Here is a 14,926-nt window from a genome sequence, read left to right as displayed (position 1 = left end):
ATAAGCATGGATATTGATTTAATTACTCAGGTTCTCTTTGCTGCGATCAAAACCGGTACGCCGCTTTTATTTGTTGCCCTTGGTGAAGTGATTTGTGAAAAAACTGGCGTCCTCAACCTTGGTCAAGAAGGTATGATGCTAATGGGTGCCGTGGTTGGTTTTATGGCCGCCTATGGCACCGGCAACGCTGGCTTCGGGATTCTTGGCGCAATGATGATGGGAGCCCTCATGAGCCTCATCTTTGGCTTCCTAGTATTGCACTTAGGGGCAAACCAAGTAGCAACAGGTTTAGCATTGACTATCTTTGGTACAGGATTGAGTGCCTTTATTGGTTCAGGCGTTGTCGGCCAGACCATTCCTGGTTTCCAACCAATGCTGATCCCTGGCTTGTCTGACATCCCTGTTATTGGCAAAGTATTATTCAGCCATGATCCATTAGTGTATCTCGCCATTATTATGGCGTTTGTGGTGAGTTATGTGGCAAACAAGACGCGACTAGGCTTAACCATTAAAGCGGTGGGAGAAAATCCAAATGCCGCCAATGCTATCGGCATTAAGGTTTTGCGAGTACGCTATTTAGCTGTCATGTTTGGCGGTGCTATGGCCGGTCTTGGGGGCGCTTACATGTCTCTAGTGTATACACCTATGTGGGTAGAAAACATGACCGCTGGCCGCGGCTGGATCGCCTTAGCCCTAGTGGTATTCGCCTCTTGGCGCGTTGGCAATATTGTATTGGGCGCTTACCTATTCGGTTTGGCCAGCATTATGCATTTGGTACTTCAAGGCATGGGCTGGTCGATTTCTCCAAACTTACTGGCAATGCTGCCTTACGTAGCAACCATTGTTGTGATGGTGATTATCAGTGCCGATCAGTTTAAAGAGAAGCTGTTGGCCCCTCGTTCTTTGGGTAAACCATTTGACCCACGTCAGATGGCATAAAACGTGTTAAAAGATAGTTTGATCTATGTAAATCGCCTTCGGGCACAAAAGGAGCTAAAAATGAAACTAAAGAGTTTACTCGTAGGCCTTGGCCTATTAGCGGGTGTCGGTGCAGCGCAAGCTGAAGACCCATTCAAAGTTGGATTTGTCTATGTAGGTCCTGTAGGTGACTTAGGCTGGAGTTACGAGCACGACCGTGGCCGTAAAGAGCTGGAAGAGCACTTCGGCGGAAAAGTGGAAACCACTTACGTTGAAAACGTGCCTGAAGGTGCCGATGCTGAGCGTGTTATCACTCAACTTGCAAAAGCCGGCAACGACCTAATTTTCACCACATCTTTTGGTTTCATGAACCCTACTTTGAAAGTAGCGAAACGTTTCCCGAAAGTGACTTTTGAACACGCAACAGGTTACAAGCGTGCCAAGAACCTTGGTACATATGTATTACGTACCTACGAGGGTCGTTACATCTCTGGTGTTGCGGCAGGTATGCTGACTAAATCTGATACCATCGGCTACATCGGCTCTTTCCCGATCCCTGAAGTTATCCGTGATATCGACGCTGCCTACATGGGTGCGAAAAGCGTCAACCCTAATGTTAAAATGAAAATCGTATGGGTGAACTCTTGGTACGATCCAGGTAAAGAAACCGATGCAGCAAACGCGTTGATGGACCAAGGTGTTGACGTACTACTACAACACACTGATAGCCCTGCGCCACTTATCGCAGCCGAAAAACGTGGTATGCGCGCCATTGGCCAAGCGTCTGACCAAAGCAGCTTTGCACCCAACGCACACGTATTCTCTGTACGTGATGACTGGGCTCCTTACTACATCAGCGTAGTGGAAGCTGTTATGAACGGCACTTACGAGCCTTCTGACTTCTGGGGTGGTTTCCAAGAAGACATGCTGTCTCTAGCGTCTATCAACGACAACCTACCAGCAGATGTGCGCAGTAAAATTGATGAAACGTATGCCATGATCGATTCAGGTGAGTTCCATCCATTTACTGGCCCAATCACTGACAACAAAGGTAATGTTGTTGTCCCTGAAGGGCACACTTTAACTGACCAAGAACTTGCTCAAGTTAACTGGTATGTTGAAGGCATCACTGACGAGATTCCACGTTAATAGTAAACCCTATTAACCATTGTCTCTTTTGAAAAAGGGTGAAACCTAATGGTTTTGCCCTTTTTTATTACGTAAACATCCCCGCATTACAAAAAACCTTATGTTATGATTTGAGCAAATTCACTCATCAGCAGTAAAAGGTATTATGTCGAGCCTAAACACTGAATTTTTTCGCCAGACCAGCCAAGTTCGTTTTGAGCTATTTGTTAACCATATCAAACGCGAACAAGCTTGCTTTGTGCTTGCCGACCCAGAGGGTTGCTTGATACTAGAAGTTGCTCAGGAACAAGTATTGCCGATTTGGCCCACTGCAGAGATGGCCAATGAATGGGCCAGCAAAGAGCACGAAGGCTTTAGCGCCATGGAAATTTCAGCTGCAGATCTGACTGAAAAATGGCTACCAGGGATGACTAATGATGGCTTTAGTGTGGGAGTCGCCCCTAATATGGCTGGCGAAGGCATAGTACTTCAGGCCGCCGAGCTTCTTAACGACTTGCAGCGTTAACTTTTCAGGAGATCCCATCATGGCATCACGATTACTTCGTTCCACGACGATTACCCTATTAGGATTAGCCATCGCAGCTTGTAGCTCTTCACCGACTGGACGCAATCAATTGGTTCTTGTCCCAGACGATCAACTAAACGAGATGGGCGTTCAATCCTTCGAACAGATGAAGTCTGAAATCCCAAAGTCAGACAATCTGAAGCAGACTCAAAATGTCCAATGTGTTGCGGACCATATCATCTCAGTGCTGCCTGAGAAGTATCAAAAACAAGCTTGGGAAGTGGTTTTGTTTGACGATGAACAAATCAACGCCTTTGCCCTACCCGGTAATAAAATCGGTGTTTACACTGGACTACTAACCGTTGCGACCAACCAAGCACAATTGGCGGCTGTTATGGGGCACGAAGTTGGTCATGTCTTAGCACGTCATGGGAATGAGCGCGTGTCTACACAGCTTGCCACCAGCCAGGCACTTGCACTAGGGTATGAACTCTCTGGTGAAGACTCCGCTGTCAAAAGCGCCGTATTCCAAGGTCTTGGTGTGGGAGCTCAATATGGCATCATACTGCCATTTAGCCGTGCCCATGAAACCGAGGCAGACCTGATCGGCCTAGACCTGATGGCAAAAGCTGGCTTTGACCCTGAAGAAAGCGCCGAGCTTTGGCGTAAAATGGGAGGCGGTGGTGCCAGTACACCTGAATGGATGTCCACTCACCCATCCAACAATACCCGCATTCAGTCGTTAGAAAGCGCAATGGCTGAGCCCAACAAGATTTACGCTTCGCTACAGGCGAAGAACCAAACAGCGAACTGCTATTAATAAAAAGCTCCTAGCATCCCTTTGCTAGGAGCTTTTTAAATTTTGCTCTATTCATAAACCTCACCCCATTAAGAGACATAACGCTCATTACCACCATCAACAACATGGTGCCTTTAGCGGTTGTCACAGCTTGATATGCAACCCGCTCATACGCTCATCCTGAAACTTTTTATTACGCGTCATCGTGTGTAAAGATATGATCAAGACCCGCACACAATACAGGTCACTTAGCGCTAATTTATCCTGTATATTAGAGTTGATAATGTCAGTATAAGGAGCACCTTGTGTCTCAAGCCATTCCACTCGATGAACTGCACACCCAAATCCCGCTCTCTGAGTTGATACTGTCATTAACGACAGCCTTGGATATGACGGAAGGGCAACCCCCAGAGCATTGCATACGCTCATGTTGGATTGGCATGCACATTGGCAAGAAGCTCCAATTAGCTCCAGACGTTCTTCACGATTTATTTTATTCCTTGCTCTTAAAAGATGCTGGATGCAGCAGCAACGCCGCTCGAATTTGTCAGCTATATCTCACTGATGATCGCGAGTTTAAACGCAACTATAAAACCGTGGGTACTAGCCTGTCATCGGTGCTGAATTTTGTCATTAAAAACGCAGGCCAAGGGGAAAGCTGGCTCACGCGTATTTCAACCACCATAGACATTCTTAAAAATGGCAAAGATTACTCCCAAGAACTCATTCAAACACGCTGCACTCGCGGAGCGGATGTGGCCAGAGAACTGCGCTTTAATGAATCTGTCGCCCTTGGCATTGCCAGCTTAGATGAGCATTGGGATGGATCCGGTCGCCCCAATCAACTGACCAAGACTGACATTCCGTTGTTTTCGCGTATTGCTTTACTGTCTCAAGTTGCCGACGTGTTCCAATTTGAAGGCTCCATTGAGCAAGCCTTAGACGAGGTGAGCGAACGCAGTGGCGTCTGGTTTGATCCAGAATTGGTTGGTCTTTTCAAAGAACTGGTGCAAGACCCACAATTTATCGCTGGTCTCACTGCTGCAGACGTAAAAACTAAAGTGATGAATCTCGCCCCCGCACAGGCCAGTATTATGCTGGATGATGACTATTTTGACTGCATCGTGTCTGCCTTTGGCAAAATAGTCGATGCTAAAAGCCCTTATACCTCAGGCCACAGTCAACGAGTAGGTGTTTATGCAGAACTGATTGCTCAAGAGCTCCAACTAAACGCGGACGAAAGAAAGTGGGTAAAACGTGCCGCCCTGCTCCATGATCTAGGTAAGCTAGGTGTTAGCAACTCAATACTCGATAAGCCCGGTAAACTAGATGAAGATGAGTGGCTGGCCGTACAAAAGCATGCCCATTTCACTGAGGTGATTTTAAACGAAATTACCCCACTAAAACCCCTAGCCGCGGTCTCCGCTGCCCACCACGAAAAGCTCGATGGAACAGGCTACCCGAAGGGGCTTCAGTCAGACGAGATCCCTCTGATCACCCGCATTATCACTACAGCTGATATCTTCGACGCCATCTCCGCAGAGCGCCCTTACAGAGCGGCTATGCCCGTTTCTAAAGTGCTGTCTATCATGCGTGAGAACTTAGATAGCGCTATTGATCGCCGCTGCTTTGAAGCCCTTGAACGGGCACTGGATCAAATCCCTAAAAGCTGGTTTGTGACAGAAGATGGCGCAGAACAACACTAAGCGGAAGACCTTGCAATAAAGAACAGCAAGACCAAAATAAAAAAGGAAAGCAGCGAGACTAACGCCTCGCATACTTTCCTCAAAGGGTGATCATTGAATCGTTTCAATGGGAAAAACTAGCCGAAGCCATTGTTCATTCCCTAAAGTTGCTGACAGTCCCCCATTTTAGAAAGCCAGCCCCTTAAATGAATCAATCATTAAGATAATCACCATTCCATAGAAGACTTCGATAAGCACATTGGGCCACAGCCCAGAACTCGATGTCTGAATTTATAATATGTGTTCTTTTAAAAACGTGTTTTCTTATATGCGTCAAAGCCATTCTATTTGCGACAAACACACCTAGAAGCCAAGTATTCCGTTACGGCGTGGCAAGGTGTTCCATGTCTGCAATCCGCTCGCGCCATTGACGCCGATACAGATTCAGCAACGGCTTCAGTGTTGGTTCACATTGGGCGAGACTCAAACGCCCTTTATGTTTCAAGCTTTTATTAGACAATAGCGCCGCTCCACCTGCCGTGCCCGTTACATCACGGGACGCGTAGATTTCACTGTTGGCTTTCAAACTGGACAGTAAGGTCAGGAAATTTAAGTTATTACTAAAAGCTCCTTCCACCACGGTCATATCACTCTCGCCCAATAGATCAATGCAATAGTCCGTCATCAGCGCCACATAGACATCTGCCAAAGCTGATTGCTGGCCTGGAGTGAGACTCAATCCTCTGGCGTCAATGCGCCCCTGATACTGAGCAAAGGGGCCTCCCCCGGCAGCAAAGGAAGGTAACGCGAACACACCATTTTCCAGAATAAAGCCAACGTCCTCCATAGTGCCCTCTTTATCCGAACGCAAGGCTTCCCATTCCCTCCCTCCCATAAAACGGATGGTAGGCGTGGCACGTCCAAAAGCGTCCACATTGGCAAGCATGTCTTTGTGCTCATCCAGGGAATCTAAGTCACCGTTTATCGTGGCGATCACTGTCCAAGTGCCGCTGGAGATCACCGTAAGCGAATCCAATGGTTTACTAATGTAAGGTACTAAGGACGCATTGGAATCATGAATACCGTTAAAAATTGCGCAGTTTTTGGGGAGTCCGGTTTCTTCTGCAAGAGCAGGTAAAATGTTCCCCAACTTGGCACCTGTCTCAACCAATTGCGGGAAAAGCTTGTCCCAACCTTGCTGCTGAGAAAAATGAGAAAACTGGCAAGCGGATGGATTCCATAGATCCGTATGACATCCAAGAGAGGTCACTTCCGACACCTTTTGTCCCGACAGAAGAAAACCCCAATATTGTGGATACAAGAGTATATCGGTCACATTGCTAAACGCTTCTGGGAACTTAGATTGCTGCCAATAAAGCTGCTTACCTAGGTTTAAACCTTGAGGCAGTAAAGGACTGAAGGTTTCAGAAAATGGCGAGCGCAACTTCTCATACTCTGTTCGGCATTGATCTATACCATCGTACTCATAATCCAATACAGGTAACGCCAACTCATCCCCTTTCATGCAGGCAGCTGTTGCACCATGGGTTGTAATGGCAATACTGCCGATAAAATAGTTTGGTGTCAGGCTGGTCAATGTATCCTTGATCCATTGCCAAATGTTATTTACGTCAATGTGGGGATAAAGCCCATCATCCACAACGCTATTTGCTCGCTTTATCACATCCCTCAAAATTCCTGTTTGAGCATCCATCAAACAGATCTTGATATTGGTTTTACCGATATCCAAAACTGCTACAACTCGCGCCAGGTGCGCATCCTGAACATTGAAACGAAAAACTTCTTGCAGAGCCCCGGAAGCAGGCTCAAAGGAGCCCGATTTCGTTTCCATAATGTCCGCCATGTATTTCCACCAGCGTTGCATCACAGGCTCTTTTGCGAGCGCCTCGGAGTCTAAGTTCTCCGCATCAAATGTTGCATAAAGGCGACTTTCGGACTCGTCCAAATAAATGTAGTAGTTCTTAATGCCATAGGATTTCAGTAGTTCTGCCAAATCTGGCCAAAGCTCATCATGGCGCTTTTTGTATTCCGCTTCACATCCTTTGTGAAGGTACATTACGGATGAGTACTTCATACTTGCCTCTGACGTTTTGCTTTATACATGGAAATTAACACTGGCAAACTCACCACAAACATCAGCATCAGACCGACAATAATTGTCATAACGATGCCCGGAATATTCACCAGCCCCATTCCAAACGTCACCATACCCATCAGTATGACCGCCAGTACTACACCACCAATGGTGCCACTACCACCTAAAATACTGACGCCTCCTAAAACCACCATGGTAATAATGCTAAGCTCCCAGCCCATCGCAATACTGGGCCGCGTGCTGCCTAGTCGAGATGTTAACAGTACCGCTGCTACACCAGACATAAGTCCCACAAGAACAAACAAAATCAGTTTATGGCGATTTACATTAATACCTGAATAGTAGGCTGCATCAGGGTTATTACCGATTGCAAAAGTACGTCGCCCAAAGATGGATTTATGCAGTAACCAATAGAACACCAGGGCGAAAACAATGAATGCTACAAACTCAAATGACACTACCCAGTACACATAGCCTTGCCCAAGGAAATCAAAGCCATCTGGATAGTTTTTCAACACTTCATCGCCTAGGATAATGTAGCTAATACCGCGAAATAAACTCATCGAACCAATCGTCACTACGATCGAAGGAATCGCGAACTTTGTCACCAATAAGCCGTTGCACAAGCCACATAGACCACCGACCGCAATACCTGTCACAACAACCGCATAAAATGGTGCACCTAGCTCGGCGACCAACCCCATAATGGTACTGCTGAGCGCAATGATCGCAGCAACGGATATGTCAATCTCACGAGCAATGATCAGCAGCGCCATTGGCAATGCGATCAAGGCTTTCTCAGTAAAATTGAACGTTGCATCGGACAGATTCCAAGGGTCTAAAAAATAAGGCGATAAAAATGAATTCAGCACACACACGCCAAATAAAATAATCACCAAAAATGATTCCCAACGTACAAACTTGTTTAACTTACCTACGGGCAAAAAGTCAGGAACGCTGTTCTTTTTTGTTATTGTATTTGTTGTCATATTAACCTCTTACTTCGCGGCCATGGGTGTTTGAACTTGAGGACGATCCCGAAGGATAATGCGACCTTTGCTTTTCCCAGAACGGGAATTAGCTATCACAGCAGCAATGATCACAGCACCAGAAATGGCCATCTGCCAGAACGGTGATACACCAATCACAGGTAATGCATTGTTTACGACACCAATAAACAAAGCACCCATTACCACACCAAAGACGCTACCTATACCACCCATAATGCTAACGCCACCAATCACACAAGCCGCTACAACTTGAAGCTCAAAACCGTTTGCGACATCCACATACGCCACGGCAAATCGAGACACCCACAAGTAACCACACAAGCCAGACAAGGTGCCAGACACAAGGAATGCATAGAACTGCACCTTGCCAACATTTACCCCCGAGTAAAACGCCGCTGTCGGGTTGCCACCAGCGGAGTAGAAATTGCGCCCCCATTCGGTGAATCGCAACAATACAAAAGCCGCAAGGATAAACAGAATGGCAAGCCAACCGAGTACCGGAATACCCAGTAGCACAGCACGTGGGAAATCAATAAATGCAGCACTCATTTGGTGGGAGTTGATCCAGTTACCGTCAGAGATTAGAAATGTCATACCTCGATACACACTCATGGTCCCAAGTGTGATAACAATAGACGGCACTTTAAGTAACCAAACAAACACACCATTAATAGCACCAAGTAACGCCCCAACACCCAGCGCTAAAGCGATCAGTACAATGACAGGTAACTCCGGATAGACGTTATTCGTCATCGCCACTAACATGCCCGTAAACGCGACATTGGCCGCCACAGACAGATCAATGCAGCGGGTCACAATCACCAACATTTGCCCTATCGCGAGAATCATAAGAATGGATGTATCATTAAAAATACTCACTACATTGCTTATGGAGACAAAGTCCTGGGCGATCAAACCAATCGCAAAAAACATCACCACCACAACAAGTGCCAGAAAGCTCTCTCTTGAATTAGCTAAAAACTGCTTCATGCTGCTACGCCTCCTGTCGCTAGGGTAACCACTTGCTCAGGTGATGCCTCAGACCGATCCAGCTCTCCGACTAAGCGCCCTTCACTCATGACTAATATTCGATCAGACATACCTAAAATTTCTGGCAGCTCAGAGGACACCATAATCACGGACAAACCTAATTGAACTAATTCAGACATGAAGGCATGTACCGCGGCTTTAGAGCCGATATCAATACCTTTGGTCGGCTCATCAAGAATGATGACTTTAGGATTTGTTGCCAGCCATTTAGCGATGACGACTTTTTGTTGATTCCCACCCGATAAATTACCGACCGGCTCATTCCAGCTCGATGTTTTTACACGCAAACGCTCCCCAAACTGGCGCGCTAGATTCATTTCATCATCTAAATCAACACTGGCATTTTTTGACAAAGCCGAGAGCTGCGGCAAGCTGATGTTTTGGTAAATCGGCAATTCAAGCACGATGCCTTGCTTTTGACGCTCCTCAGGAACATAAACAATACCGTGGTTAATGGCTTCCGCCGGAGAGTTAATTGTCACGGTTTGACCATCAATGCGGATTTGACCGGATACATTATGACTCGCCCCAAACAGGGCTTGCATGGCTTCGGTTCGACCGGAACCGACCAATCCATATACGCCTAAAATCTCGCCTTTACGAAGCGTTAAATTAATATCGTCAAACTCAGTAGGATGACTGAGGGACGTAACATCCAGTACCACGTCACCGATGTCTGCGTCTTGTTTGGGATAGGTGTCTTCGATGCTACGCGCCACCATCATCTCCACCAAAGACTTTTCATTGGTATCGCAAATGCGCCCTTCACCAATGTAGCGTCCGTCACGGAAGACAGTGTAATAATCTGCAATACGGAAGATCTCATCAAATTTATGGGTGATAAAAAGAATGGCTTTACCGTCTGCTTTGAGTTGCTCAACTAAATCGTAAAGCTCTTGAATTTCATGGTGTGACAAAGCTGCGGTTGGCTCATCAAGTACGACAACTTTAGCGTCAATGGACAATGCCCGAGCAATCGCCACCATGTGTTTTTGACCGATACTTAAACCGCCTAAGTTCGCTTTTGGGTCGATCTCAGCATTAATCGAAGTCAGAATCTGTTGGGTGTTCTCAAACATGACTTGCCAATCGACAAAAAGGCCATGCTTACGTGGATAGTTACCTAGAAAGACGTTCTCAGCCACACTCAAGTTGTCAAAAAGCACCGTTTCTTGGTGAATCGCTGTAATACCAAGCTGGTGGGAATCCTGCGGCGAAGAAAATTGTATTGGCTTGTCATCAAAAACAATCTGACCTTCGTCAGGTTGATAGATACCCGTCATGGTTTTTACGAGGGTAGATTTTCCAGCGCCGTTCTCTCCGATTAGAGCCGTTACTTTACCTGGATAGAGGTTTAAATTGACTTGATCAAGCGCCTTAACCCCAGGAAACAGCTTGCTGACCCCTTCAAGACGAAATATTGGGCTACCTTCACTCATAAGCTTTGCTCTTATTTTTTTAGCTAATTAAAGGATTTTGTTTTCTGATATAGCTGGGTGATAGCGGCTCAGGGAGGAAACATCTTCCCTGAGCCGCTCACATTAAAAGATCGATGAGAAATCATCTACATTAGACGCGTCGTACACAAATGGATCTGCCATTGCACCATTTCCCGCATTGTCCAACGATAAGCTTCCCATGCGCCCCATTGGGATTTCTTTCCCAGTGGCTTCACCTTTCACAAGGTTGTAAGCAACGGTTGTTGCCGCATAACCTAGATCGATTGGATTCCAAATCGCGAAGTTATGAACCGCACCACTGTGAACGTGCCCCGCTAACTCTGATGGCAAGCCAAGGCCTGTTACATACACTTTACCAATCAGGCCAAGGTCGGTAATCGCTTGCGCCGCAGCCAAAATCCCGACCGTGGTGGGTGCTACAATCACATCTAGATCAGGATGATTTTTGATAAGTGCTTGCGCTTCACGGAAACTTTTATCTGCTAAGTCATCCCCGTAAACCGTATCGACAAGCTCCAGATTAGGGAACTCACCTAAAGACTTCTTCATCTCATCAATCCAGATATTCTGGTTGGTTGAGGTGGGTGTCGCACTCAAGATAGCGAACTTACCTGACTGCTGCCCTTTCTCGGCAACTGCATCGGCGGCCAATTTAACATTCATGCGACCAATAAGGCTGTTACTAGATGGGTTAATGTGGGCAATACGACCCTCTTCACCCACACCTGAGTCCCAAGAAATGACTTTGATACCACGACGCTGGGCTTTTTCCAAAGATGGAACCAGAGCATCCGTATCGTTAGCAGAGACAGCAATCGCGTCGACACGCTGTGCAATAAGTGAGTTGATGATTTCGATCTGACCTTCAGCGGTCGTCGTGGTAGGACCAGTGTAAATAACTTCTACGTCGCCAAGCTCCTCGCTGGCTTCTTGAGCGCCTTTATACGCCGCTTCAAAAAAGCCAATCCCTAGCGCTTTCACTAATAGGGCGATACGAACATCGTCTGCTGCCAACGTGTGGCTCGCGGTAAAAGTAGAACAGGCTAATACAACTGATGTGATGAGTTTCTTATTCATTATTAACTCCAAGAGTGCGTTCATCACCTACCGTTCATTATGACGATATAAGGTTCAGAGACGCAGTTTATTGTTTTTGTTTTGCAACTGTGATCAAACGACACCCTGCCGACTCGATCATCTCTTTACTCTTGTTATCAATACCGTCATCCGTGATAACGATATCTATGTGTGACAGTGGACAAACGATCATACTTGAGCGACTTTGAAACTTTGCGCTATCAACCAACAGCACCCGCTGATTCGCTCGGTTAATAAGCTTCATTACCGCCTGTACAATCTGTGGATCCGTTTCCATCACACCGTGAGAATTAACACCATAAGCACTGATAAATAGGTAATCAGCGTAAATATGCGCAGAAATATCCGTCGGGAAAGGACTCAAAATAATGTTCTGCTCCCGATGAATCTTGCCGCTAGGCACTGTCACACTGCATTTACTTTTCTTTATCAGCTGGTCCGCAATCACAAATGAGTTGGTGAACACCTGCAACTTCAAGTTCCGCATATGCTCTGCCATCGCGCTGGTGGTCGTACCGCCACTGATCATTATCGACATATTGTCTGATAACAGCTCTGCAGCAGCCTTTCCAATCAGTCGCTTTACATCGGCATTAATCGTTTGATTCACCGAGTAAGGGCGCCCAACTAGGCTCGCATCAGAAGGTGGATTAAGAGACTCAGCTCCTCCTCGCACTCGCTTCAACAAGCCTCTCTTGTCTAATAAGGTGATGTCTCTTCTAACTGTCGCTTCCGATGCACCGAGCATTTCTACTAGCTCTGTTACCGTGACCACAGGCCGATTACCCACCTCTGACAAGATCACTCTATGCCTTTCAACTTCGTGCATAAATTAACCCTCGCCATTCAATATAATTAATTTTCGATCATATTCAAGCAAATTTTGATCGAAAAATATTGAAAATGATTTGTTTTGTCTTATTATAGACCCATCAATCATTCTAACCCGCTGATTGCTTATAACAAATATAAAAAATTCTTTTGCCCAAAATTCCTAATAAAACTGGGCCAAAGAGCATTTAGAGGTCTACTATGTCCAATTCTACATCTCTTCCTAATCTTTGGGTCGACGCCACAGCTGCATCGATGTCCGAACCAGAAAAGTTGCAATATCGATCAAACCTGCTCGGTTCTGACATGCGTGTGACCAATTACGGTGGCGGCAATACCTCAGCCAAGATCGAAATGACTGACCCTCTCACTGGCGAGACAACCGAAGTACTTTGGGTAAAAGGCTCTGGCGGTGACATTGGCTCAATGGGCTTAGATGGCTTCGCCACTCTTTATATGGACAAGCTAAATCGCTTACCTGACTTGTATCGCGGCTTAGAGCACGAAGATGAAATGGTGGCGTACTTGCCACACTGTACTTTCAACTTAAATAGCCGTGCGGCAAGCATTGATACGCCATTACATAGCTACTTACCTTATAAGCATGTCGATCACCTACACCCAGATTCCGTTATTGCGATCGCAGCAAGCAAAAACAGCCGAGCACTCACTGAAGAGATATTTGGTAACGATATTGGCTGGTTACCATGGCGCAAGCCTGGCTTTCAGCTAGGGATGGATCTTCATAAGATCGCCACAGAAAACCCACATTTAAAAGGTGTGGTACTAGAGAGCCATGGTCTATTCACTTGGGCAGATGATTGCAAAGAGTGTTACCTGTTGTCGCTTGAAATCATCAACAAAGCACAAACATGGCTAGAGCAACGCAGCGAAGGAAAGGCGGTATTTGGCGGAGCAAAATTTTCAACCTTAGAAACCGACAAACGCGAACAAGTGGCAGCAACCTTAATGCCGATTATTCGTGGTAAAACCAGTGCGATTCAACGCCAACTAGGTCACTTTAATCAATCAGCCGAAGTCCTAGAGTTCGTAAACTCTAATGATCTAGAGCGCTTAGCCAAACTTGGCACGTCGTGCCCTGACCATTTCTTGCGTACCAAGATTCGCCCATTTGTTGTGAAATACAATCCAGAACAAGACAACCTAGACGAAGTCATTGCTAATCTAGACACGGAACTTGAAGCCTACCGCGAAGACTACGCCGCCTACTACAACCGTTGTAAACGCGCTGACAGTCCAGCTATACGCGACCCAAATGCAGTGATTTACCTGATCCCAGGCGTTGGCATGCTCTCGTTTGCTAAAGACAAAGCAACAGCTCGTATCGCGGGCGAATTCTATGTTAACGCCATTAATGTCATGCGTGGTGCGGATACCGTCAGTGAATACGTTGGTTTACCAGAACAAGAAGCTTTTGATATTGAATACTGGCTACTTGAAGAAGCGAAACTACAGCGCATGCCAAAACCGAAAGCCATGGCTGGCCGCATTGCACTGGTAACAGGTGGTGCTGGCGGCATTGGTTTAGCAACCGCGAAGCGTATGGCGAAAGAAGGTGCCAACATCGTCCTATTGGATATTGATGCTGAAGCGCTCACCAACGCTCACAAAGAGATGGAAGCCCAGTTCGGCAAGGATACTGTTTCTAGTGTGACAATGGACGTGACGAGTGAAGAGCAAGTCAAACACGCCATTCATCATTGTGCATTAGCATTTGGCGGCTTGGATACGGTAGTGTCCAATGCGGGCATCGCATCTTCAGCACCACTTGACGAAACCAGCCTTGCTCTATGGAATAAAAACCAAGAGATTCTTTCGACGGGTTACTTTTTAGTGGCTCGTGAAGCCTTTACCCTATTAAAAGCTCAGAATATGGGTGGCAACATGGTATTCGTTGCCAGTAAAAATGGATTGGTTGCATCGGCAAACGCCAGCGCCTATTGTGTTGCTAAAGCCGCTGAAATCCAATTATCACGGTGTGTTGCTTTAGAAGGTGCGCCACTTGGTATTCGAGCAAACGTCGTGAACCCAGATGCAGTATTGCGAGGTTCTAAAATCTGGACAGGTAAATGGAAAGAAGAACGAGCCAGCGCTTACAACATGTCAACCGACGATTTAGAAGAACACTACCGCCAACGCAGCATGCTAAAGCTAAATGTTTTCCCAGAGGACATCGCAGAGGCAATCTACTTCTTCGCATCGGATGCGTCAGCTAAATCAACTGGTAACATCCTGAATGTCGATGCAGGGCATGCGCCATCATTTACCCGCTAACAATAAAAAT

12 protein-coding genes are annotated in these 14,926 nt (G+C 46.4%); 6 read left to right on the top strand and 6 right to left on the bottom strand.

What is annotated here, in order from left to right:
* Positions 1-6 precede the first annotated feature (6 nt).
* The 5 genes from ACFQ45_RS11015 (at position 7) to ACFQ45_RS10995 (ending at position 5,077) form a co-directional block, all read left to right on the top strand.
* The gene (locus tag ACFQ45_RS11015; RefSeq protein WP_377367621.1) at positions 7-939 is read left to right on the top strand and encodes an ABC transporter permease; all 933 of its coding nucleotides are present in this window, start codon (positions 7-9) and stop codon (positions 937-939) included.
* A 60-nt stretch (positions 940-999) separates the two neighbouring features.
* Complete coding sequence (locus tag ACFQ45_RS11010) at positions 1,000-2,067, top strand: BMP family ABC transporter substrate-binding protein (RefSeq protein WP_377367619.1); 1,068 nt, start codon at positions 1,000-1,002, stop codon at positions 2,065-2,067.
* 145 nt (positions 2,068-2,212) lie between these two features.
* Positions 2,213-2,572: a DUF2750 domain-containing protein gene (locus ACFQ45_RS11005; RefSeq protein ID WP_377367617.1), complete on the top strand. Its 360-nt coding sequence runs from the start codon at positions 2,213-2,215 to the stop codon at positions 2,570-2,572.
* A gap of 19 nt (positions 2,573-2,591) precedes the next feature.
* Complete coding sequence (locus ACFQ45_RS11000; protein WP_377367616.1) at positions 2,592-3,392, top strand: M48 family metallopeptidase; 801 nt, start codon at positions 2,592-2,594, stop codon at positions 3,390-3,392.
* A 284-nt stretch (positions 3,393-3,676) separates the two neighbouring features.
* Positions 3,677-5,077 carry an HD-GYP domain-containing protein gene (locus ACFQ45_RS10995; RefSeq protein WP_377367614.1) on the top strand — a complete coding sequence of 467 codons (1,401 nt, stop codon included), beginning with the start codon at positions 3,677-3,679 and terminating at the stop codon, positions 5,075-5,077.
* A 361-nt stretch (positions 5,078-5,438) separates the two neighbouring features.
* Here ACFQ45_RS10995 and ACFQ45_RS10990 read toward each other — a convergent pair whose 3' ends face one another.
* The 6 genes from ACFQ45_RS10990 to ACFQ45_RS10965 form a co-directional block, all read right to left on the bottom strand.
* The gene (locus tag ACFQ45_RS10990) at positions 5,439-7,151 is read right to left on the bottom strand and encodes an L-rhamnose mutarotase (protein WP_377367612.1); all 1,713 of its coding nucleotides are present in this window, start codon (positions 7,149-7,151) and stop codon (positions 5,439-5,441) included.
* A complete protein-coding gene (locus ACFQ45_RS10985; RefSeq protein ID WP_377367610.1) occupies positions 7,148-8,161 on the bottom strand; it encodes an ABC transporter permease in 1,014 nt (337 codons plus the stop codon). Before ACFQ45_RS10985 ends, ACFQ45_RS10990 begins: the two co-directional genes overlap by 4 nt.
* 9 nt (positions 8,162-8,170) lie before the next feature.
* Positions 8,171-9,172 carry an ABC transporter permease gene (locus tag ACFQ45_RS10980; RefSeq protein ID WP_377367608.1) on the bottom strand — a complete coding sequence of 334 codons (1,002 nt, stop codon included), beginning with the start codon at positions 9,170-9,172 and terminating at the stop codon, positions 8,171-8,173.
* Positions 9,169-10,671 (bottom strand): sugar ABC transporter ATP-binding protein, encoded by a 1,503-nt coding sequence (locus tag ACFQ45_RS10975; protein ID WP_377367606.1) that lies wholly within the window; start codon positions 10,669-10,671, stop codon positions 9,169-9,171. The genes ACFQ45_RS10980 and ACFQ45_RS10975 overlap by 4 nt, the downstream gene beginning before the upstream one ends.
* Positions 10,672-10,773: 102 nt before the next feature.
* Positions 10,774-11,769 carry a rhamnose ABC transporter substrate-binding protein gene (gene rhaS, locus ACFQ45_RS10970; protein ID WP_377367604.1) on the bottom strand — a complete coding sequence of 332 codons (996 nt, stop codon included), beginning with the start codon at positions 11,767-11,769 and terminating at the stop codon, positions 10,774-10,776.
* 67 nt (positions 11,770-11,836) lie between these two features.
* On the bottom strand, positions 11,837-12,619 hold the full coding sequence (locus ACFQ45_RS10965) for a DeoR/GlpR family DNA-binding transcription regulator (RefSeq protein ID WP_133559440.1): 783 nt from the start codon (positions 12,617-12,619) through the stop codon (positions 11,837-11,839).
* 203 nt (positions 12,620-12,822) lie between these two features.
* Here ACFQ45_RS10965 and ACFQ45_RS10960 point away from each other — a divergent pair, with 203 nt between their 5' ends.
* On the top strand, positions 12,823-14,916 hold the full coding sequence (locus ACFQ45_RS10960; RefSeq protein ID WP_377367602.1) for a bifunctional rhamnulose-1-phosphate aldolase/short-chain dehydrogenase: 2,094 nt from the start codon (positions 12,823-12,825) through the stop codon (positions 14,914-14,916).
* Positions 14,917-14,926 lie beyond the last annotated feature (10 nt).

Source organism: Rhodanobacter aciditrophus, assembly GCF_042679525.1.
In the GTDB taxonomy this organism is placed as follows: domain Bacteria; phylum Pseudomonadota; class Gammaproteobacteria; order Pseudomonadales; family Marinomonadaceae; genus Marinomonas; species Marinomonas aciditrophus.
The sequence above is the reverse complement of the archived record's forward strand: the minus strand, read 5'-3'. Positions and strand labels throughout refer to the sequence as shown.

Excerpts from the sequence above, each read along its gene's own strand:
- rhaS (WP_377367604.1), bottom strand. The coding sequence starts at position 11,769 with ATGAATAAGAAACTCATCACATCAGTTGTATTAGCCTGTTCTACTTTT.
- ACFQ45_RS11015 (WP_377367621.1), top strand. The coding sequence starts at position 7 with ATGGATATTGATTTAATTACTCAGGTTCTCTTTGCTGCGATCAAAACC.
- ACFQ45_RS10985 (WP_377367610.1), bottom strand. The coding sequence starts at position 8,161 with ATGACAACAAATACAATAACAAAAAAGAACAGCGTTCCTGACTTTTTG.
- ACFQ45_RS10980 (WP_377367608.1), bottom strand. The coding sequence starts at position 9,172 with ATGAAGCAGTTTTTAGCTAATTCAAGAGAGAGCTTTCTGGCACTTGTT.
- ACFQ45_RS10960 (WP_377367602.1), top strand. The coding sequence starts at position 12,823 with ATGTCCAATTCTACATCTCTTCCTAATCTTTGGGTCGACGCCACAGCT.
- ACFQ45_RS10965 (WP_133559440.1), bottom strand. The coding sequence starts at position 12,619 with ATGCACGAAGTTGAAAGGCATAGAGTGATCTTGTCAGAGGTGGGTAAT.
- ACFQ45_RS11005 (WP_377367617.1), top strand. The coding sequence starts at position 2,213 with ATGTCGAGCCTAAACACTGAATTTTTTCGCCAGACCAGCCAAGTTCGT.
- ACFQ45_RS10990 (WP_377367612.1), bottom strand. The coding sequence starts at position 7,151 with ATGAAGTACTCATCCGTAATGTACCTTCACAAAGGATGTGAAGCGGAA.
- ACFQ45_RS10975 (WP_377367606.1), bottom strand. The coding sequence starts at position 10,671 with ATGAGTGAAGGTAGCCCAATATTTCGTCTTGAAGGGGTCAGCAAGCTG.
- ACFQ45_RS11000 (WP_377367616.1), top strand. The coding sequence starts at position 2,592 with ATGGCATCACGATTACTTCGTTCCACGACGATTACCCTATTAGGATTA.
- ACFQ45_RS11010 (WP_377367619.1), top strand. The coding sequence starts at position 1,000 with ATGAAACTAAAGAGTTTACTCGTAGGCCTTGGCCTATTAGCGGGTGTC.